General features: G+C 68.5%; 18 protein-coding genes. 7 read left to right on the forward strand and 11 right to left on the reverse strand.

The window, feature by feature from the left end; all coding sequences use genetic code 11:
• Window positions 1-12: 12 nt before the first annotated feature.
• The 6 genes from OG947_RS09750 to OG947_RS09775 form a co-directional block, all read right to left on the reverse strand.
• Entirely contained in the window at window positions 13-378 is a 366-nt protein-coding gene (locus OG947_RS09750) for a DUF1330 domain-containing protein (RefSeq protein WP_328810858.1), read from the reverse strand.
• 48 nt (window positions 379-426) lie between these two features.
• Window positions 427-1,893, reverse strand: a complete 1,467-nt coding sequence (locus OG947_RS09755; RefSeq protein WP_328813809.1) for a mannitol dehydrogenase family protein — start codon at window positions 1,891-1,893, stop codon at window positions 427-429.
• A 107-nt stretch (window positions 1,894-2,000) separates the two neighbouring features.
• Window positions 2,001-2,969 (reverse strand): ABC transporter substrate-binding protein, encoded by a 969-nt coding sequence (locus OG947_RS09760; RefSeq protein ID WP_056443334.1) that lies wholly within the window; start codon window positions 2,967-2,969, stop codon window positions 2,001-2,003.
• 72 nt (window positions 2,970-3,041) lie between these two features.
• Window positions 3,042-4,139, reverse strand: coding sequence for an ABC transporter permease (locus OG947_RS09765; RefSeq protein ID WP_027506673.1), 1,098 nt, complete (start codon window positions 4,137-4,139; stop codon window positions 3,042-3,044).
• Window positions 4,136-4,915 (reverse strand): ATP-binding cassette domain-containing protein, encoded by a 780-nt coding sequence (locus tag OG947_RS09770; RefSeq protein WP_027506672.1) that lies wholly within the window; start codon window positions 4,913-4,915, stop codon window positions 4,136-4,138. The genes OG947_RS09765 and OG947_RS09770 overlap by 4 nt, the downstream gene beginning before the upstream one ends.
• Window positions 4,912-5,670 (reverse strand): nucleoside/nucleotide kinase family protein, encoded by a 759-nt coding sequence (locus OG947_RS09775; RefSeq protein ID WP_222633323.1) that lies wholly within the window; start codon window positions 5,668-5,670, stop codon window positions 4,912-4,914. Before OG947_RS09775 ends, OG947_RS09770 begins: the two co-directional genes overlap by 4 nt.
• A gap of 369 nt (window positions 5,671-6,039) precedes the next feature.
• Between OG947_RS09775 and OG947_RS09780 the strand changes: the two genes are divergently transcribed.
• Window positions 6,040-6,780 carry an SDR family oxidoreductase gene (locus OG947_RS09780; RefSeq protein WP_027506671.1) on the forward strand — a complete coding sequence of 247 codons (741 nt, stop codon included), beginning with the start codon at window positions 6,040-6,042 and terminating at the stop codon, window positions 6,778-6,780.
• 40 nt (window positions 6,781-6,820) lie between these two features.
• Entirely contained in the window at window positions 6,821-7,831 is a 1,011-nt protein-coding gene (locus OG947_RS09785) for a LacI family DNA-binding transcriptional regulator (protein WP_328813810.1), read from the forward strand.
• Here the strand turns inward: OG947_RS09785 and OG947_RS09790 are convergent.
• On the reverse strand, window positions 7,820-9,037 hold the full coding sequence (locus OG947_RS09790) for an HAD-IA family hydrolase (protein WP_328813811.1): 1,218 nt from the start codon (window positions 9,035-9,037) through the stop codon (window positions 7,820-7,822). The two genes, OG947_RS09785 and OG947_RS09790, sit on opposite strands and share 12 nt — an antisense overlap.
• 75 nt (window positions 9,038-9,112) lie before the next feature.
• Between OG947_RS09790 and OG947_RS09795 the strand changes: the two genes are divergently transcribed.
• From OG947_RS09795 to OG947_RS09815, 5 genes are all read left to right on the forward strand, one after another.
• On the forward strand, window positions 9,113-10,144 hold the full coding sequence (locus tag OG947_RS09795) for a LacI family DNA-binding transcriptional regulator (RefSeq protein WP_051613560.1): 1,032 nt from the start codon (window positions 9,113-9,115) through the stop codon (window positions 10,142-10,144).
• A 2-nt stretch (window positions 10,145-10,146) separates the two neighbouring features.
• Window positions 10,147-12,414, forward strand: a complete 2,268-nt coding sequence (locus tag OG947_RS09800) for an FGGY family carbohydrate kinase (protein ID WP_328814002.1) — start codon at window positions 10,147-10,149, stop codon at window positions 12,412-12,414.
• 51 nt (window positions 12,415-12,465) lie between these two features.
• Window positions 12,466-14,028 carry a DUF2207 family protein gene (locus OG947_RS09805; protein ID WP_027506668.1) on the forward strand — a complete coding sequence of 521 codons (1,563 nt, stop codon included), beginning with the start codon at window positions 12,466-12,468 and terminating at the stop codon, window positions 14,026-14,028.
• Between the two features lie 13 nt (window positions 14,029-14,041).
• Window positions 14,042-14,320, forward strand: coding sequence for a hypothetical protein (locus OG947_RS09810; RefSeq protein ID WP_027506667.1), 279 nt, complete (start codon window positions 14,042-14,044; stop codon window positions 14,318-14,320).
• 78 nt (window positions 14,321-14,398) lie between these two features.
• Window positions 14,399-15,790 (forward strand): nucleobase:cation symporter-2 family protein, encoded by a 1,392-nt coding sequence (locus OG947_RS09815; protein WP_082544397.1) that lies wholly within the window; start codon window positions 14,399-14,401, stop codon window positions 15,788-15,790.
• A gap of 12 nt (window positions 15,791-15,802) precedes the next feature.
• On the opposite strand, the gene OG947_RS09820 is transcribed toward OG947_RS09815, so the two are convergent.
• From OG947_RS09820 to OG947_RS09835, 4 genes are read right to left on the reverse strand one after another with little or no spacing between them, the layout of a single operon-like run.
• Window positions 15,803-16,792, reverse strand: coding sequence for an LLM class F420-dependent oxidoreductase (locus OG947_RS09820; RefSeq protein WP_027506666.1), 990 nt, complete (start codon window positions 16,790-16,792; stop codon window positions 15,803-15,805).
• Between the two features lie 15 nt (window positions 16,793-16,807).
• On the reverse strand, window positions 16,808-17,608 hold the full coding sequence (locus OG947_RS09825; RefSeq protein WP_027506665.1) for an SDR family NAD(P)-dependent oxidoreductase: 801 nt from the start codon (window positions 17,606-17,608) through the stop codon (window positions 16,808-16,810).
• Window positions 17,609-17,614: 6 nt separating this feature from the next.
• On the reverse strand, window positions 17,615-19,423 hold the full coding sequence (locus tag OG947_RS09830; RefSeq protein ID WP_328813812.1) for a glycoside hydrolase family 15 protein: 1,809 nt from the start codon (window positions 19,421-19,423) through the stop codon (window positions 17,615-17,617).
• Complete coding sequence (locus tag OG947_RS09835) at window positions 19,420-20,085, reverse strand: HAD family hydrolase (protein ID WP_222626304.1); 666 nt, start codon at window positions 20,083-20,085, stop codon at window positions 19,420-19,422. The genes OG947_RS09830 and OG947_RS09835 overlap by 4 nt, the downstream gene beginning before the upstream one ends.
• Window positions 20,086-20,126: the final 41 nt, after the last annotated feature.

A 20,126-nucleotide genomic window follows, 5' to 3' on the forward strand; every position in this document is an offset into this window, starting at 1 on the left:
GTCATGTCGAGGTCAGGGCCAGGGGACCGTGGCCTGCAGAACGGCTTCCTGCAGCGCAGTCGTGCGGAGCTCCGTCACCTTCTGATACTCCGGATCGGCCACCATCTCGCTGAATGCCGTTCGCGACGGATAGCGGACGAGAAGCACCGCGTCCCAGCTCTGTCCGGTCTCCGCGACGAGCGGTGTCGAGCCGTCGCCCGCGAACAGGACCTCGCCCCCGTGGCGGGGGAGAAAGGTCTCGTCGAGCTCCCGCGCATAGTCCGCGTACGAGTCCCGACCACCCTCCGCGAAGCGGAGGAGGTTGAGCATCACCACCGGTCCCCCGGGATCGTCTTCCAGGAAACGCTTCAGGTCTCTTCCACGAGGATCGATGGCCATGTCTCCAGTATGAGAGACACTCGCCGTCGGAACAGCCGAATCCCGGCGTCAGACCGGTGATGCCACGAGCAGCCGGACCGTCCCGATCGGGCCGTCGTCCTGCAGCCGACGCTTCGCGCGCTGGTACGCCACGCGCAGTCGCACGCTCGTCGTCAGGTCCCCGAAGACGTCGGGTTGGGCCAGGAACGCACCGGGGCTGTCGTGGTCGGCCCGCGCCAGTGCGCAGAGCTGATCCGCCGCCCGGTCGGGCAGCGTCACTCCCCCTTCGATGCATGCGCACCACGCCGCGAGCATCAGGGCTGCGTGATCGATCGACCGGTCGTCGCGCAGTTTGTCCCGCACGACGGGCAGGACGAACTTCGGGATGCGCGACGTCGCGTCGACCACCTGACGCGCCACCGTGTCCTGCACGGCCGGGCTGCCGAAGCGTGCGAGCAGATCGTCGATGTACGTGTCGAGGTCCACGCCGGGAACGAGTCCCACGGTGGGCGCCGCCTCGTGGCGCATGTATGAGGCCACGAAGGCCCCGAGGTCGGGGTCGGCCATCACCTCGTGCACGAACGTCTTCCCGGCCAGCACACCGAGGTACCCGAGCATCTGATGGGAGGCGTTGAGGAGTCGGAGCTTCATCCGCTCGAACGGCACGACGTCCGTGACCACCTGGACGCCCACGTCCTCGAACGGTGGCCGCCCGTCGGAGAAGTCGTCCTCGAGAGCCCACTGCGCGAACGATTCGGACCGCACCGGCCAGGCGTCGTCGATGCCCGTCCGGCGGCGCACCGAGTCGATCACGGCCGGCGACGTCGCAGGGGTGATCCGGTCCACCATGGAGTTCGGGAACGCGACGGAGTCGTCGATCCAGTCGGCGAGCGCGCCGTCGTGGTGACGGGCGAACGACACCAGCGCGGCACGGGCCACGGTACCGTTTCCGACGATGTTGTCGCACGACATGACGGTGAACGGCGCGGTGCCCTCGTCGCGGCGACGGCGGAGTGCCACCGTGAGGAACCCGAGGACGCTGACCGGCGCGTCGAGAGACATCAGGTCGTGGCGCGTGGCGTCGTCCCGGGGATCGAAGGCACCGGTCGCGTCGTCGATGCCGTAGCCCGACTCGGTGATGGTGAGCGAGACGATGTGCGTGGTGGGTGCCGCGAGCGTCGCGACGACGAGATCCGGGTCGTCCGGCGCGTAGAGGTAGCGGGCGATGGACCCCACGATGCGGGTGTCCTCCGCGCCGTCCGGATGCACCGTGCTGAGGGTGTAGAGCTGGTCCTGGGCAGCGGCGGTGTCACGCGCCGCCGCGTCGGCGGGCATGACACCGACACCGCAGATCGCCCAGCCGAGGTGCCCCGCGGCGAGCAACCGGTCGACGTACATCGCCTCGTGCGCTCGATGGAAGGCGCCGACACCGATGTGGACGATGCCGCACACCAGGGTCGAGCCGTCCACTCGATGACGCGGAACCGTCACGCCCGCAGGCGGTGCGGTGAGGGCGTCCTGGATCGAGATGGTCACGGCAGCGGTGCCTTTCGAGTGGTACGACGTGGAACGCGGTGGCGCTCCCGTTCACCGGGATCGAGCCGGTGAGACAGAAGAGCGCCACCGCAGTTGGGGACGGCCGGTCAGCAGGCCGACTTGTACACGTACTGCGCGCCGTCGCCGTCGATCGTGTCCGCGGTGATGACGTGGAATCCGGTGGAGATGTCCTTCTCGGTGGGCTTGTCCTCGAGCGAGGCGACGGCCTGCTCGACGCCGTCGGTGCCGATGGTGGCCGGCTGCTGGGCGATGAGCGCCTGGACCGTTCCCTCGCGGAGCTGCTTCACCTGGGCGGGGCCGGCGTCGAAGCCGACGATCTTGACCTGCTCCTGCTTCCCGGTCTGGCGGACGCCGGTCGCGGTGCCCTCCGCGGCGAAGGTGTTGGTGGCGAAGACACCGACGATGTCGGGATCCTTGGCGATGGCGGCGGAGATCAGACGAGCGGCCTCGGCCGGATCGTTGTGGCTGTACTGCACTCCGAGGTACTGGAAGGCCGAGTTGCCCGCGGCCGCATCTTCGAATCCCTTGACGCGGGCGTCGGTGGTGGAGACGCCGGGGTCGGTGGAGATGACGATGACCTTGCCGCCGTTCGGGTTCAACCCCTCGATCGCGTTGAACGCCTCGGCGCCGCCGCCCTCGTTGTCCGACGAGATGGCCGACACGGCCTTCGACGGATCCTCGAGCGTCGTGTCGACGAGGACGACCTTGATTCCGGCCTGCGCGGCGGCGTCGAGCGGTGCCTGCATCGCGGACACGTCGGTGGGGGCGATGAGAATCGCGGCGGGACGAGAGGCGACGACCGAATCGACGATCGGCTTCTGCAGGGTCGGGTCGAACTTGGCGGGACCCTGGACGTCGACCGTGTAACCGGCGGCCTGAGCGGCGTCCTGGATGCCGCACTGCATGCTGATGTAGAACTCGTCGCCGCTGACGCCCTGGATGAACGCGAGCTTCTTCTCACCGCCGCCCGAGTCGGACGAACAGCCGGCGAGCACGAAGGTGGAGAGTGACGCGGCTGCCAGCGCAGCGGCGGCGACGGTCCGGGATGTACGCATGGGTGAGTGATCTTTCCGGTAGGCCGAGCGTGGTGAGTGGAGTGTGCGATGAGGCCGAGCGACGGTGGTACGTCAGGGGTTTCGAGCCCACAGTCGTTTCAGTGAGGACGTCGACGCCCCGCGAGTGGCGGCGGCTCGGCGGCGTTGATCGAAGTACACGGCGGCGATGAGCACGGCACCGACGGCGACCTGCTGCCAGAAGGGCTGCACACCGACGATGACGAAGCCGTTCTGGAGCACGGCGGGAATGAAGAGTCCGATGACGGTGCCGAACATGGTGCCCACACCGCCGAAGAGGCTGGTGCCGCCGATGACGACCGCGGCGATGACGTTGAGGTTGGTCTGCGACTGGCCGGCGATGGCCGTGGTGCCGTACTGCGAGAGCGACAGGATGCCCGCGAGACCGGCGAGCGTGCCGGACAGCGCGTAGACCTTGATCAGGTGCAGGTCGACCTTGATGCCGACGCGCCGGGCGGACTGCTCCTTGGACCCGACAGCGAAGGTGTGCAGGCCGAACCTTGTGCGGTGCAGCACGATACCGAACACGATGACGAACACCAGGGCGATGAAGGAGATGAGCGGGATGGTTGTCGCGGGCACGTTGCCGTAGCCGATCGTGTCGACCAGCACCGGCGGCACGTCGCGGATGTCGACACCACCGGTGATGACCTGGGCGAGACCCAGTGCGCCGCCGAGCGTACCCAGCGTCGCGATCAACGGAGGCACCTTCGCGATACCGATGAGGAACCCGTTGAGCAGCCCCCACGCCAGCCCGCAGGCGACGGCCACGAGGATGCCGATGACGGCCACACTCCAGCCCTCGCCGCCGACGGCCCGCATCACCTTCGCGGCGACGACGCCGGAGAAGACGAGGACAGAGCCGATGGAGAGATCGATACCGCTGGTGACGATGACGAACGTCATCCCGATGCCGAGGACGGCGAGGATCGAGACGTTCTGGATGATCTGCCGGATGTTGCCCCACTCGGGGAAACTGTTCGGCGCGAGAATCGAGAACAGGATGCTGATCGCGAGCAGCACGATGACGATCTGGAACACCTGGACACGGGCGAGGCCGGCGAGGCTGCTCCGCAGATCGAACGAGCTGCCGTTCGACGACGGTTCGGGGGCCGAGGATCCCGCTGATTTCGGCAAGGTCTGATTGCTCATCTCGCGGCTCCCACCGTCGCGCCGGTCATCGCGCCGACGAGTGCTTCCATGGTCGTGTTCTTGGCATCGAGCGTCGCGACGCGCTTGCCCAGGCGCAATACCTGGACGCGGTCGGCGACCTCCATGACGTGCGGCATCGAGTGGCTGATGAACACCACGGCGACGCCCTTGTCGGCCACTCGACGAATGGTGTCGAGCACGTTGCGGGTCTGGACCACGCCGAGTGCGGCGGTGGGTTCGTCGAGGAACACCACACCCTTGGCCCAGGCCACGGCGCGGGCGATGGCGATGGCCTGCTGCTGGCCACCGGACATGGCTCCGACCGGATCGGTGAGGCTGCGGACGGTGGCCCCCAGTTCGTCGAGCGCCGCACGCGACTGCGTGCGCATCTCGGCCGTGTTCAGGAAGCCGAGCTTGCCCAGCAGGCCCGCCGCGGGAATCTCGCGCCCCAGGAACATGTTCTGGGCCGCGTTGAGGTGCGGAGCGAGCGCCAGGTCCTGGAACACCGTCTCGATGCCCAGATCTGCTGCTGCGGTGGGGTTGTCCAGGTCGACGGTCACGCCGTCGTAGAGGATCTCGCCGGAGTCCAGCGCCAGGCTGCCGGACAGCGCCTTGACCATCGTCGACTTGCCGGCGCCGTTGTCGCCGATGAGTGCGACCACCTCGCCCGCGTAGATGTCGAAATCGGCGTCGTCGAGCGCGCGCACGTTCCCGAAGCTGCGGGAGAGCCCGCGTGCCTCGAGGACGGGCGTGGCGCCGTCGGGGTGGTTGCTCATGAGAGCTCCTCGGATGAGTCGGTGTCGCGTGATGAGTCGGTGTCGTGAGCGGGTGCGAGAAGCGGGTCGTTCGGCACCTCGATGATCAGGTCGGCGCGGCGGGCCGCCGCGGCCACGATCTCCGCGTTGCGGAGGTCGACGTCGCGGGTCCACTGCTCGGCGTCCGCACGCGACTTGCCGTGGTGTCGGTGTCGGGCCACGAGTCGTTCCGCGCGCACCGTCGTCGGAACGTCGAGGTACCAGACCTCGTCGAGCTCCGAGCGCACCGCGTCCCACCCGCCGTCGTCGAGCAGGAGGTAATTGCCCTCGGTGATCACCATCGCGGTGTCGCGCTGCACGGGGACGGCGCCGGCGATCGCGGCCTCGATCGACCGCTCGAACCGCGGTGCGTAGATCGTCTCCGCCGTCTGGTTCCGCAGGCGGCGCAGGAGCGCGACGTATCCGTCGACGTCGAAGGTGTCGGGCGCACCCTTGCGTCCACGGCGCCCGAGCCGGATCAGCTCCTCGTCGGCGAGGTGGAACGCGTCCATCCCCACCAGCGTGGAGTCGGTACCGAGTTCCGCCTGAAGCAGTGCGCAGAAGGTCGACTTGCCCGCGCCCGGTGCACCGGTGACACCCAGCAGCCGGCGACCGCCGGATCCGTCGCGCAGCACGGACGCCAGGTGGCTCACCATCTCGGTGAGATCGGCCGGCGCGTAGCGCCGACGGTCCTCGCGGCCGTCCGGCGTGCCGGCGTCGTTCGAAGCTGCGTACATGTCCGTCCCTCGTCGAATCGCGGAACTCGATCGACCCGACCATCGTGGGGGCGGGTCGTCGTGCGGCCCGAGCCGCATCGCGATGCGGATCAGTGTGACCCACGCAACTCGCCGTGTCACGCGTTTCGCGAAAATTCATGTCACCGGTGACATGGGCACCGATCGGTCGAGCCTCCCCGATTCGTGGAGAACACTCCCGAGAGAAGGATCAGCGCAGTTCAGCGATGTTTCTCGGCAATCGGGCGCAGAATTGCACACGGTGACGTACGGTCCGTGTCATCGATGTCATGGACCACCGCAACGGAGGTCATGACATCGATGACATCGCATCACCGCCACACCCACGACTCCCCAGAAGGCAGAACCGACATGTCGCAGAGTTCCCCGTCGAAGTTCAGCGGCCGCACGATCCTCGTCACCGGGGCCAGCGGCGGTATCGGCGCCGCCACAGTGCGGCGCCTCGTCGCCGACGGCGCCGACGTCATCGCGTCCGGACGGAACGAGGCCGCGCTCGCTGCTCTACAGGAGGAGACCGGCGCACGTCCGCTGCCGTTCGACCTCACGTCGGAGGACAGCATCCGTGAGGCCCTGTCGGGCCTCGAGCTCTACGGCGTGGTCAACTGCGGCGGCTTCGGCGGCGAGATCGCCACCCCCCAGGACACCGACATCGACATCTTCGACAAGGTCATCTCCATCAACGCGCGCGGCAGCCTCCTCGTCATCAAGTACGCGGCTCCCGCGATGATCGCCGCCGGAGCCGGGGCCATCGTCAACGTCTCGAGCCAGGCATCGCTCGCAGCGCTCCCCGGACACATCTCGTACGGATCCTCGAAAGCCGCCCTGGACAACATCACTCGCGTCGCGGCACTGGAACTCGGGAAGCACGGCATCCGGGTCAACAGCGTCAATCCCACCGTCGTCATGACGGAGATGTCCGCCTTCTACTGGGGGCGCCCGGAGATCGAGGGCCCGTTCCTGTCGCAGATGCCGCTCGGTCGGTGGGCCACCGAGGCCGAGATCGCGGCCCCCATCGCGTTCCTGCTCAGCGACGACGCCTCGATGATCACCGGGGTGTCTCTTCCGGTCGACGGCGGGTACACCAGCCGCTGACCCGTCATACTGTCCCGGCACGTACGAAGAAGGTGGCCCGATGACCACGATGCAGGATGTCGCGACACTGGCCAACGTCAGCGCGAAGACGGTGTCCCGTGTCTACAACGACGATCCGCACGTCGATCCCGAGACTCGCGCTCGGGTCAACGCGGCGCTCGAATCGTTGAACTACGTTCCCAACACCATCGCGACGTCGTTCCGCGCCGGCCACACCGGTGCCATCGGGGTCGCCGTTCCGGACATCGACGATCCCTTCTTCGCGTCGATCGCGCGTGCGGTGGAGAACCGAGCCCGGCTGCACGACATGGCCGTCATCATGACCAGCCTCGGTCACGACGCGTCCCTCGAGAGCCCACTGGTGGAATCGCTCCTGCGCAGACAACTCAGCGGCCTGGTGATCGCGCCCATCGGTACCGACCACGCCTATCTCAAGCGGTGGGCCGAGCGCACCCCCACCGTGTTCGTGGACCGCGCGCCCTCCGGGCTCACCGCCGACACGTTCGTCGACGACGATCACGGCGGTGCCTGGACGGCCACCACCCATCTTCTCGATCGGGGCCACCGGCGCATCGCTCTGGTCGGCGACGACATCTCCATCAGCACCGCGTTCAACCGCCTCTCCGGGTATCGAGATGCGCTGGAGAGCAACGGGATCGAGTACGACGACACGTTGGTCGTCACCGGAGTCCTCGGCCGCGATCAGGCACGGGAGGCGATGCGCACACTGCTCGACTCCTCCGCGCCGCCCACGGCGCTGTTCCTGTCCAACGCCCGCACCGCGATGGCGTGCGTGCCCGAACTGCAGAAGCGCGGAGCGACGCGCCCCGCGTACGTCGGCTTCGGCGACTTCCCGCTGGCCGACGCTCTGTGCCCGCCCGTCACCGTGATCGACCAGAACCCAGCCGAACTCGGGCTCCAAGCGATCGATCGCATTCTCGGACGCATCGAGAACCCGCGCCGGCGTTACCGCCGCCGCAACGTGCTCGGAGTCGAGCTGATCGAGAGGGAATCGTGCACGCTCCCCGACGGCGCCGCGTCACCGCAGTGACACGGTGACGCCTCCCTCGGCGAGGGTGACCGTCAGCTGATCCAGGGTGTCGACCTGCAGGTCCGCGTCCAGGTCGGCTCGGTCGTGCGTGCCTCCCACACCGATCACCGTGCAGCCCGCGGCCCGTGCCGATAGCACTCCGGCGGGCGCGTCCTCGACGACCAGGCAGCGGCTCGGATCGATCCCGAGCGTGCGCGCCGCGAGGAGATAGGGCTCCGGGTCCGGCTTGCCGTGTGCCACGTCCGCAGAGGTCACCATCGCGGTGGGTGCGGCCAGACCCGCCGCTGCGAGACGGGCGTGCGCCACGGGGGGTGCACCCGACGTCACGATCGCCACCCGCGAGGCGGGCAGTGCCGAGAACATCTCCAGCGCACCGGGGGTGGGGACCACGTCGGCCACGTCGCGGGTCTCCAGATCACCGAGCCGCAGCGCCGCTGCCGGCCCCTCCACGTCGCCGAGAAGCAGCGCCATCGACTCCGCCGCCGTCATTCCGTGCGCGATGTCCGCGACCGCGAATCCGTACTCGTCGCCGACCTGGGCCCAGCACCGCGCGACGGCCGCCGTGGAGTCGACGAGAGTGCCGTCGAGGTCGAACAGCATCGCGTCGAACGTCCGCCCGACGACACCACCCCGTTCCGCGGGCGGGGACACCAGTCCCAGCGCCCGGCGGACACGGAACAGTTGCTGCGCGGTGGTCAGAGACGCGTCGAGGCGCAGATGCGGGACCGTGGGGCTCGAGTGCGGCGTGTCGGCGCGGTGGCGATCCCGGTCCAGACCGCGGTCCGCGCGGCGCCGGGCGAGCAACGCCTCGCTGCCGTCGACATGGACGACGACCACCGGCGCAGGGGCCACGGACTCGAGAAGAGCCGCCCACTCGTCACCACCCTGCAGTTCGCGGGTGAACGGCGCGACCATCACGGACCTCGCGCCCACCGACGTCAGTTCTCCTGCGACGGAACGCATCACGGCATATCGACCGGCACGGATCAGGGGCGCCGCGTCGCCGGAGTCGTTCCAGTGTCCACTGCCCAGCAGCGGACTCAGCACGTCGAGCAGCGGCGCCGTCAGGGTGTCGAGGTCGAGCAACGGCGCTGCGAGATCACGGGCGACCGCTGCTCCGAGGGTCGACTTGCCACTGCCGGCGACCCCGGCGATCACCACGTGCGGGCCGCTGTTCCACGCGATCTCTTGACAGGAGGTGTGCACGATGACGATCATAGAAGACAACGTTGTCTCGCAGCAATGCCGGACCGTCACCCACCCTCGATCGAGAGTTCTCCCGTGACCCACCGCGCCAGCATCAAGGACGTCGCCGCACTGGCAGGCGTCAGCTTCAAGACTGTCTCGCGCGTGGTCAACGGTGTCGACACGGTGCTCCCCGAGCTGCGCGAGCGCGTCGAAGCGGCGGTGGCGGAACTGAACTACGTTCCCAACTCCGCCGCACGATCACTGAAGTCCGGATCCGGCACCACCATCGGCATCGTGGTCGACTCCATCGACGACATCTTCTTCGCCTCCCTGGTACGCGCGATCGAGGAGCGTGCGCTCGATCGCGGCATGGGAGTCATGGTCGGCAGCACCGGGTTCGATCCCGAGCGCGAACTGTCGCAACTCACCCGCCTCGCCGGTCAACACGTGCGCGGCATCGTGCTCGCCCCCGTCGGCGATCACTCGTCGTTCCTCACCCCGCGCCGCCACACCCTGCCGGTGGTGACCGTCGACCGCTCGATCCCGGGTTTCGACTCCGTCACCGTCGACGACTACTCGGCGGCTCGACGCGCCGTCCGGGTGCTGGTCGACGCGGGGCACCGGCGGATCGCCCTCGTCGGTCACGATGCGCGACTGCAGACGGCGCAACGTCGACGCGACGCGTACGTCGACGTCCTCACCGAGCACGGTCTCAGCGCCCCGGGCGACGGCATTCCCGAAGTGGCGCCGTCACCGGACGCGGTGCGCCCGGTGGTGCTCGACCTGCTCGCCCTCCCTGAACCCCCCACGGCGCTGTTCGTCTCCAACGCCCGCCACGCCAGTGCCGTCGTGTCGGTCCTGCACGAGATCCACCGCACGGACGTGGCCATGGTGTCGTTCGGCAGCTTCGCTCTCGCCGACGCCGTCGATCCGCCCGTCACCTGCATCGACCAGAACCCGTACGAGATCGGAGCCGCGGCGTTCGACCGTCTGCTGCTGCGCTTCGACGATCCCACCCTCGACGCCGTGGCCGGCCTCGCCGACACGACTCTCGTCGAGCGCAGCTCGCATCTCGCTCCCCCGAATCGACAATCCCCCAGCGCTGGAAAGCGGTACCGCCCGTGAGCATGTCCCTCGTCGCCGGTCTCGACCTCGGCAGCACCGGAATCAAGATCCTCGTCAGCGACTCCTCGGGTTCCGAGGTCCTGATCGAGCAACTCGCCACTCCCTGGACGCACGGGGCCGGCGGTACCACCGACATGGCGGCGGACGATCTCCTCGACACCGTGCGTCACCTGGTGGAGATCGTCGCGCGCCGACTGCCGGACGTCACCGGTGATCCGAACGCCCGGCTCGATGCCGTCGCCGTCTCGGGCATGGGCGAGACGGGCTTCCTCGTCGACGCAGGGCTGGAGGTCGTGGCGCCGTCGTTCGCGTGGTTCGACCCGCGCGGCGGGGAGCAGGTCGCCGCCCTGCCCGAGCCGCTGCGGGTCGCGTTCGCAGCGACCACGGGAATCCCTCTCGGGGTGCAGGTCTCGGTGGCGAAGATCCTGCATCTGCAGTCCGGCGGACTGGACCTCACCGGACTCCGATGGCTGGATCTGCCCGCGTTCGTCGTCGCCGCTCTCGGCGGACGGGCTGTCAGCGAGTACTCGCTGGCGTCGCGAACGGGGCTGCTCGACCAGGACACCGGCGCCCCCTGGCGGGACATGCTGGCGCACCTCGGTGTCGACGACACCTTCCTCCCGCCCCTCGTCGCTGCCGGCACCGAACTCGGATTCGCCTCGGCGCCATGGCTTCCCGAGCTCGTACGCGGGGCCGCCCTCACGGTCGCGGGCCACGACCACCTCGTGTCCGCGGTGTCCGGCGGCGACATCGCCGACGACACCTACCTCGTCTCGATGGGTACCGCGGAGGTGTTGTTGCGCGTCCTGGACACGCCACCGTCCGCGGCCAGTCGCGCGCGACTGGCCGAGCACCTGATCAACTCGGTCCGCCACGTCGTGCCCGGCAAGTACGTGCTGGTGGCCGGTGTGAAGTCGGGACTGCTCATGCGCCGCGCACTGCAGTTGTGCGACATCACCGATCGCGCCGGGCGGGACGGGCTGGACCAGCGCGTGCAGGCGCTGCCGTCCGCGGGATCCGTCGCCGAGGGTGGTGTCACCGTCTCCGGTGCACGCAACGACGACGGTGTGCTCGCACTGACCATCCGGACCGACGGGGTGGACGCCGCCGAACTCTTCCGCGCCGTGCTGCTCCACGGGAACGACGAGGTGGCCCTGCTGGTCGCCGCGCTCGACCGTGAGGTCCCGCCCGCACGGCGCAGCATCCTCACCGGTGGCTGGGCGAGCATGGCCTGCGTCCGCGACGCCCGCGCCGCCGTCCTGCCCGACATCACCACCTCCGGCCGAACACAGGACACCGCCTACGGCGCAGCCCTGTTCGCCTCCAGACTGCTCGACTCGAGCGACCGAACCCCACCTCGCACCACCGACAGGAGCTCCGACATGAACGACCTCACCACACTGGAACGACGCGGCATGGCCGCCATCTCCACTGCGAACGGCAACATGCTGATCGTGGCCGGCGACCAGCGCAACGGCATGAAGGCCGTCATGAACGACGCCCCGGACGGTCCGGACTCCATCTCGAAGGATCAACTCGCCGATGCCAAGGGCGATCTCGTGAAGTACCTCGGCAACCACGCTCCCGCCATCCTGCTCGACCCGGAGGTGGCGCTCCCCCGCGTCGTCGACGAGGGCACGTTGTCGCGGGACACCGCGCTCGTGGTCGGGATGGACGCCTCGGGATTCGAGACCGTGGACGGCCTGAAGTTCACCCGCTTCGTCGACGGCGTCACCCCGCGCGTGGTGCGCGATCTGGGCGGCGATGTCGCGAAGATGTTGTGGTACATGCGCCCCGACCGTCAGACGGCGGACTCGCGGGTCGGCCAGGAGATCGCCGAACTGGTGAAGGCGTGCTCGGCCGAGGGTCTGCTGCTGATCGTCGAGATCCTCACGTACCGGCTCGAGGGCGAATCGGCCGTCGACTACGCGGAGCGCTTCCCGTCCCTCGTGGCCGAGTCCGCCCGCATCTCCGTCGAGTGCGGTGCCAAGGTGCTCAAGCTGCAGTACCCCGGATCGGCCGAAGCCTGTGCCGCCGTGACCGCCGCCGCGAACGGCGTGCCGTGGGCCGTCCTGTCCGCCGGTGTGGATCACGAGACGTTCATCGAGCAGGTGCGCACCGCCGTGGCGAACGGCGCCAGCGGCGCGATGGCGGGTCGCTCCCTCTGGAAGGACAGCATGGCCGTCTCGGCCGACACCCGCGAGCAGCTGCTGACGGACCGCGCGCTGCCGCGCCTGCGCGAGCTGGCCGAGGCCGTCGACAACCGCTGACCCACACGCGACACGCGATACCGGACCGTCGAGTCTGCCTATCATGACGGCATGACACGGTTCCGGTTCGCGGTCGCGTTCATCGCGGCGACAGCGGTGCTCGGTCTCGCCGGTTGCTCCGACAGCTCCGGTGACACACAGTTCGACGGGCTCACGGTCGGTCAACGCGTGTACGACCGCACCGGGGACTCGCTGGGTCCGGCCGACGTCGAGGCGCTGGAGCAACGACTCGACGCGCTGCGCGCCGAGACCGGGGCCGACGTCGTCGCGTACGTCCGCGAGCTGGACGCCGACTCGGACGACACCCTCGATCAGGTGGAGGCACTCCAGCAGGCGTGGGTGTCGACGGCGGACGTCGATCAGGACGTCGCCGGCGCCATCCTGATCAACCGCGAGCCCGGTACCGACGACGAAGCTCGGGCCGGGATCTTCCTCGGTTCCACCTTCGACGACGGCAATGTTCCCCGCGACGAGCAGGAAGCGATCATCGAGGACGCCCTGGTGCCGCCGCTGCGCGACGGTGACGTCGCGGGCAGTCTGACGAACGGCATCGACCGGCTCGAGTCCTCCATCCTGGTCGGGCCACCGGTGACGGCGCTCGACGAGTTCGCCGCCGGGCCGGGGTCGACGTGGCTCCCGTGGACCGGTCTCGCCGTCGTGCTGGTCGGCTCCGCGGGCGCGGCGCAGATCTACCGTCGCCGTTCGCGGCCCACGGTGTCGGCGCAGCCTCCGACGACCTACCGACCCGATCACACCACCGATCCCGCGATCGTCACGGCTCTGGTCCATCGGAGCGCGCAGGCGAGTGCGGTGCCGGCCACGCTGCTGGCACTCGCGGCGGCCGACGCAGTGGCTCTCGAGTCCGAGCCGGGTTCCGGGTCGAAGAAACGTGGCAAGGACACGCTCCGAGTCCGACTGCTCGACCGCGGCAAGGTACGCGGCGACGTGCAGGACGCCGTCTGGACCATGCTGTCCGAGAAGGCCGAGGGCGACGTGGTGGACAGCGCCGCGCTCACGAAGCTCGCGCAGGGTCACGGCGCGACGAAGGCCGTCGTCGACGCGCACCTCGAGGCGAACGGGTGGGTGCGCCACGGTACGGCCGGACCACGCTGGGGTCTGGTCGGACTGGCACTTCTCGGCGGTGCAGTCATGGTGGGCGCAGGCGTGGTCGCTGCTTCCGGGGCCCCGATCATGCTGGTCGCCGCGATTCCCGGCGGGATCCTGCTGATCGCCGGCCTCGTCATGACGGTCGCCTACTCGCGATTCTCGGCTGCCGGTCTCGACGCCGCTCGTCCCTGGGAGGCCTACCGTGACGGGTTGAAGCAGTCGGGAAAGGACGACGACTCCTCGCTCGATCTGGACGACGCACTGCCCGACATCGTCGCGCTGGGGCTCGGCTCCACGTTCACGAAGCGCCTCGAGGCGGCCACGGACGCGGACGGCGGAACGACGCTGCGTGCCTTCGCCTCACCGTCCGGATCACTGCACGCCTCGGACCCGGCACTGCTGAACTGGGTCGTCTTCTCCTCGGTGTTCACCTCGACCAACAGCAGCGCCGGCACGGTGTCCGGGGCCGGCGCGGGTGGCGGTGGCGGCGCCGCGGGGAGCACCTGAGACCATTCCGGGTGTGACCGACACTCCGTCATCACGTCCCGCGTATCGCAACGGCGCGGGCAGCAGCGCGCTGGTCGCGGGCATCGTCGCGCTGGTCTGCGCGTTCGTGCCCTTCGTGGGAGACATCGTCGCGGTGCCCACCGGCATCCTCGCGGTGGTGTGCGGGTGGGTCGGTATCGGCCGGGACGAGGACGGCACGGCCACCAACGGCCGCGAGGCGATGATCGGAGCCGCGCTGGGCGGCGCCGCACTGTTCGTCGTCTTCGTGTCCTTCGCCGCCACCACGCTCTGAGCCGACGGAGTGCCGCCGTAACGGCGCGGAAACCGAGAAGACCGACGAACGACACGGGCAGGGCCGACACTGTGTCCCATGGTGTCGTTGTCGAGGTTCACTCGCGGTCGGGCGGGCACGCATCCGGTCGACCACATTCCCCCGCTGTCGGTGCTGGCTCCACTCGGCCTGCAGCACGTGCTCGCGATGTATGCGGGCGCGGTCGCCGTCCCTCTCATCGTCGGCAGCGCGCTGGTCGCTGCGGGGGAACTGCAGTCGAGCGACCTGCCGTACCTCATCACGGCCGACCTGTTCGTCGCCGGGATCGCGACACTGATCCAGGCGGTCGGGTTCTGGCGCTTCGGGGTACGACTACCGCTGATGCAGGGCTGCACCTTCGCCGCGGTGACACCGATGATCGCCATAGGCTCGCAGTACGGCGTCACCGCCATCTACGGTTCCGTGATCGCGTCCGGCGTGTTCATGATGGCGCTGGCGCCGGTGTTCGCGAAGCTGCTCCACCTGTTCCCGCCTCTGGTCACGGGCACGGTCATCCTGATCATCGGCCTGTCGCTGATGCCGGTGGCGGCCGGATGGTTCGGCGGCGGAACGGGATCCGAGGACTTCGGTGATCCGAAGTACATCGGGATGGGCGCACTCACGTTGCTGATCATCCTGCTGATCGAACGGTTCGCTCCCCCGGCCGCCAAGCGACTGAGCATCCTGCTCGGACTCGTCGCCGGCACCGTCATCGCGATCCCGCTGGGCATGACCGACTTCAGTGGTGTGCGGGAACAGGACTGGGTCGGCGTGACCACGCCGTTCCACTTCGGATTCCCGACGTTCGAGGTCAGCGCGATCATCACCATGTGCATCGTCGCGCTGGTCATCATGACCGAGACCACGGGCGACATCATCGCTGTCGGCGAGATCGTCGACAAGAAGGTTCCGCCTCGCCGTCTGGCCGACGGTCTGCGCGCCGACGGCCTGTCGACGATGCTCGGTGGCATCTTCAACACGTTCCCGTACACGGCGTTCGCGCAGAACGTGGGGCTGGTGGCGATCACGGGCGTCAAGACCCGCCATGTGGCCACGTTCGCCGGCGGCATCCTCATCCTGCTGGGGTTGCTGCCGAAACTCGGTGCCGTGGTGGAGGGTGTGCCGCTTCCCGTGCTCGGTGGCGCGGGCATCGCACTGTTCGGCATGGTGGCCGCGAGTGGCGTCCGCACGCTCGCGCAGGTGTCGTTCAACAACACGAACATCCTGGTGGTCGCCGTCGCGGTGGGCGTCGGACTGTTGCCCACGGTGTCGCCGGACCTCTACGACCGGTTCCCCGACTGGTTTCAGACCATCTTCCATTCCGGCATCAGCGCGGGTGCGCTGTGCGCGGTGGTCCTGAACATGCTGCTGAACTCGGAGTCGTTGCGCGACAAGTTGTCCACCGACACGGATCCGCCGGCCCACGATGCTGTGCGTGGACCGGCGCTCTGATCGATCCGTCGGTCAGGACGACGCTGCGCGGAGCTTCTCGAGCAGTGGCCCGGCGGCCTCGGCAAGGAAGCGCTCCTGGGTCTCGTCGCCGACCTGCACGAGTGCGATGTCGGTGAAACCGGCCTCCCAGTAGGGCGCCACCTTCTCGACGATCGCATCGAGATCCGGTCCGCAGGGGATGGTTCCGGCCACGTCCTCCGGCCGGACGAACTGTGTCGCACCCGCGAAACCGGCCGTCGTCGGCAGGTCCGCGTTCACGGCCCACCCCCCCGCGAACCAGCGGAACTGGTCGTGCGCGAGCTCGGTGGCCGCCTTCTCGTCCGGACCCCAGCAGATGGGGATCTGACCGATCTTCTTCGACTCCCGGTTCAGGCCCGTGCCGATGTGCCTGGCCTTGTCCCAGCCCTCGACCAGCTCGGACTTCGGCTCCGTCGAGATCATGTGGTCGCCGAGCGGCGCGAACCGCTCGATCGACTTCGACCCCGAGACCGCGATGCCGATCTCGAGCGGGTGTTCGGGGGTGTCCCACAGGCGCGCCGAGTCGACGCGGTAGTGCTCGCCCTGCCACGTGATCAATTCACCCGACTGAAGTTGCCGGATGATCTTGACCGCTTCCTCGAACATGTCCTGACGCTTGTCCACCGAGGGCCAACCCTCGCCGACGACGTGCTCGTTCAGGTTCTCGCCGCTTCCCAGGCCCAGCGTGAAACGGCCGTCGGCGAGGATCTGCAGCGTTGCCGCCTTCTGCGCGACGATCGCCGGGTGGTACCTGATGATGGGGCAGGTCACGTACGTGTAGAGGCCGACTCGGGACGTCGCCTGCGCCACCGCGCCGAGCATCGTCCAGGCGTAGGACGCGTGTCCCTGCGACGACAACCAGGGTGAGTAGTGATCGCTGGACACCTCGAAGTCGAACCCGACGTCCTCCGCCTTCACGGCGTAGTCGACGAGCTGCTTCGGTCCGCTCTGCTCGGTCATGAGGGTGTAGCCGAAACGTGTCATGGGCGTGGGTCCTCTCTAGATGGTCGCGACGGAACCGGAGTCGACGCGGTAGTTCGAGCCGTTGACGAAGCTGGCGCGCTCCGAGCACAGGAACGTGATCACCGACGCCACTTCCTCCGGGGTACCCCGTCGGCCGAGTTCCATGAACGGCCGGTCCTCCTTCAGGAAGCTCTCGATGGCCTCGTCGCGGTCGGTGCCACGCTCGTCGGCTCGCTTGTCCATCATCGCGTCCGTCATCGGGGTGTGAATGAAGGCCGGAGACACCGCGTTCACCAGGACACCCTCGGACGCATACGTCTTCGACAGTCCCTTGACCAGCGAGAGGATGCCGGCCTTGGCCGCGCAGTAGGGCAGCTCGTCGATGTAGGGCTGCTCCGCGTCCTCGGACGCGAGCAACACGATGCGCCCCCATCCGCCCGCGCGGAGTTCGGGAAGGAAGGCGCGCACGACGCGCACCGGCCCGAGAAGGTCGACCTCGATCGTCGTCGACCACCCGTCGTCGTCGATCTCGTGGAACATGCCCTGTGCGCCGGTGATGCCGGCGCTCTGCACCAGGATGTCCACGGTGCCGAGCGCCTCGACCGCCTTCGCGTGCATCGCCTCGACGTCGGCGGGCTTCGTCACGTCCGCGGCGAACGCCGTGACGGCACCCTCCGGTCCGGTGAGCTCGGCAGCGCCGGCGGCCAGTTTGTCCTGGTCCTTGTCCGTGACGAAGACCCGGACACCCTCGTCGAGCAGCATCTGCGCCGTGCACCACCCGATTCCCGAGTCCGCGCCGGTGACGACAGCAGTTCTGCCCGTGATTCCGAGGTCCATGTGGTCCTACTTTCCTGTGTCGGAGGTCGTGTGGTCGTGGCCGCTGGCGAGCGTGAGCGCAGCGTTGATGAGAGCGAGATGGGAGAGCCCCTGCGGGAAGTTGCCCAGAAAGGTCGACGGCTCGTCCTCGGCCGACCGGTCGGGATCGATCATCTCGGCGAAGAGGCCGACGTCGTTGCCGCTGGTGACCAGTCGATCCATGAGTGCGCTGGCCTCGTCGTCGCGGCCGAGCTTGGCGAGGGCGCCGACGACCCAGAACGAGCAGGCGACGAACGTACCCTCGACCATCTGCATGCCGGAGTAGCGATAGAGGTGGTCGCCGGAACCGAGTTCGTCGCGCAGAGCGTCGACGGTTCTCGACATCCGCTCGTCGTCGACGCACCGACTGCCCGCGTGCAGCAACACGGAGGCGTCGAGCTCATCCGTGCCCGGGTACCAGACGTAGGCGCCGCGCGACTCGGACCAGCAGTTGTCGTCGATCCACTGAGCGATGTGATCGCGCTCGGTCACCCACCTGTCCGCGATGCCGGGAATCATGCCCTGCTCGGAGAGGTGCACTGCACGGTCGAGCGCGTGCCAGCAGCCCATCTTGGAGGACGTGTAGTGCCGGATCGTGGGCAGCTCCCACATCCCGGCGTCCTTGCGGCGCCAGATGTCACACGTCGTGTCGGCGATCTCCGCGAGAAGTCGACCGGTGGGCGCATCGAGTACGTTGCCCGCGTCGACGTAGAGGGACACGATGTCGAACAGGTCACCGAAGATCCCCTGCTGCAACTGAGTTGCCGCCTCGTTTCCGTTGATCACCGGACCGACCCCGCGCCACCCCGGCACGTCGGGATATGTCGAGCCGCCCGGGATCTCACCGTTCAGGGTGTAGAACACCTGCGTGATCTGCTCGTTGCTGCGGATGATGCGCAGCAGCCACGCCACCGCGGCGTGGACCTCCTCGCGCAGACCGAAGCGGATCAGCGCCTTGATCGTGTACGCGGTGTCACGCACCCACGCGTAGCGGTAGTCCCAGTTCTTGGCACCGGCCCACCGCTCCGGCAGCGAGGTCGTCGCCGCTGCCGCGATGGCACCGGACGGGCTGTACAGCAGTAGCTTCAATGCGAGGGCGCTACGGTGCACCTCGTCGTGCCAGGGGCCCTCGTACCGGAACTCCTCGGACCACATCTGCCAGTTGGCTATCGTTCGGTCGATGCCCGAATCGACGTCCTCCGGCACCGGGAGATACAACGGTTCCACCTCGGTACCGACCACGGCCACGAGGGAGCGCGAACCGACCTCGGTGGTGAATCGACCACTGATGGAACGGGATCCGAGCTCGATGTCGTCGGCGTTCAGAGTACGCACGCCCAGGGTGACACCGTCGACTCGCAGCACCGTACCGTGCACCGTCTCGTACGACCACGGCGACGCCGTTCCCAGACACGTCCCCGGAGCGACGGACCACTCCATGTCGACACTGCCCTCGACGCCCTCGACGCGCCGTGCGAGCTCGGTCCACGGAAGGCGTCCTGCCACACCGGTGTTCAGCGAGTCCGTGACGTTCACGACGCCCGACTCGGTGGTGAACGTCGTGACCAGGACATTGGTGCCGTCGGCGTACCGACGCGTGGTCGTGAACTCCTCCGCCGGGCGCATCGAGATGTAGCCGCCGGACTCGGCGTCGAGCAGTGCCGCGAACACCGGCGCGGTGTCGAGATTCGGAACGGGGAACCAGTCGATGCACCCGTCGTCCGCGATGAGCGCGACGGTGCGGCCGTCGCCGATCGCCGCGTAGTTCTCGATCGGTGCGTAGCCGTTCTCTCTCATTCGAGGCGCGCGATCATCGAACTGTCGATGTGCGCCAACAGGTCTGCAGGATCGTCGTACACCGCGGTGGCGCCGGCCTCGGTCAACTCGGCACTCGAGACGCCGCCACTGCGCACTCCGATACACGGGACGCCCGCTGTGACGGATGCCTTCACGTCCCACACGGAATCCCCGACGAAGACGGCGCGCTCGGCACCGACGCCGGCACGGTCCAGCGCGATGTCGACGATGCGCGGCTCCGGCTTCGCCGTCTCGACGTCCTCCGACGACGTCAACTCCGAGACGATCTCCTCGACCCCGAGAAGTCCGCGAAGGATCGCGAGTTCGTTCTCCGGTGCCGAGGTGGCCAGCACCACCTGCAGCCCGCGGTCCGCTACCGCGCCGAGCAGGTCGAGCGCACCGGGCAGCGGCGACAGCAGGGAGGACATCTCCTCGTAGTACTGCGTGTGTAGTTCCTTCGCGCGTTCCGCCGCGTCCTCGGGTGCGTCACCCGCCAACGACGAGAGCAGCTTCGCGCCGTCCATGCCGATCGAGCGGTGAATCCGCCACGAGTCCACAGCGATACCGGCGTCGGAGAAGGCACGAGCCCAGGCGTGGACATGGGCGTAGTTCGAATCGACGAGCGTGCCGTCGATGTCGAACAGAACGGCGGGAGAAGTCACCCTCCTCGACTACCCGGGGGTGGGGGACGACAAACGGCGGG

Origin of the sequence: Rhodococcus sp. NBC_00297 (genome assembly GCF_036173065.1) — a bacterium.
In the GTDB taxonomy this organism is placed as follows: Bacteria; Actinomycetota; Actinomycetes; order Mycobacteriales; family Mycobacteriaceae; genus Rhodococcoides.

Coding starts and splice junctions, on each gene's coding strand:
- OG947_RS09770 (WP_027506672.1), bottom strand. CDS start 4,915: ATGAGCAACCACCCCGACGGCGCCACGCCCGTCCTCGAGGCACGCGGG.
- OG947_RS09800 (WP_328814002.1), top strand. CDS start 10,147: ATGTCCCTCGTCGCCGGTCTCGACCTCGGCAGCACCGGAATCAAGATC.
- OG947_RS09775 (WP_222633323.1), bottom strand. CDS start 5,670: ATGTACGCAGCTTCGAACGACGCCGGCACGCCGGACGGCCGCGAGGAC.
- OG947_RS09750 (WP_328810858.1), bottom strand. CDS start 378: ATGGCCATCGATCCTCGTGGAAGAGACCTGAAGCGTTTCCTGGAAGAC.
- OG947_RS09765 (WP_027506673.1), bottom strand. CDS start 4,139: ATGAGCAATCAGACCTTGCCGAAATCAGCGGGATCCTCGGCCCCCGAA.
- OG947_RS09830 (WP_328813812.1), bottom strand. CDS start 19,423: ATGAGAGAGAACGGCTACGCACCGATCGAGAACTACGCGGCGATCGGC.
- OG947_RS09815 (WP_082544397.1), top strand. CDS start 14,399: ATGGTGTCGTTGTCGAGGTTCACTCGCGGTCGGGCGGGCACGCATCCG.
- OG947_RS09780 (WP_027506671.1), top strand. CDS start 6,040: ATGTCGCAGAGTTCCCCGTCGAAGTTCAGCGGCCGCACGATCCTCGTC.
- OG947_RS09825 (WP_027506665.1), bottom strand. CDS start 17,608: ATGGACCTCGGAATCACGGGCAGAACTGCTGTCGTCACCGGCGCGGAC.
- OG947_RS09820 (WP_027506666.1), bottom strand. CDS start 16,792: ATGACACGTTTCGGCTACACCCTCATGACCGAGCAGAGCGGACCGAAG.
- OG947_RS09785 (WP_328813810.1), top strand. CDS start 6,821: ATGACCACGATGCAGGATGTCGCGACACTGGCCAACGTCAGCGCGAAG.
- OG947_RS09760 (WP_056443334.1), bottom strand. CDS start 2,969: ATGCGTACATCCCGGACCGTCGCCGCCGCTGCGCTGGCAGCCGCGTCA.
- OG947_RS09805 (WP_027506668.1), top strand. CDS start 12,466: ATGACACGGTTCCGGTTCGCGGTCGCGTTCATCGCGGCGACAGCGGTG.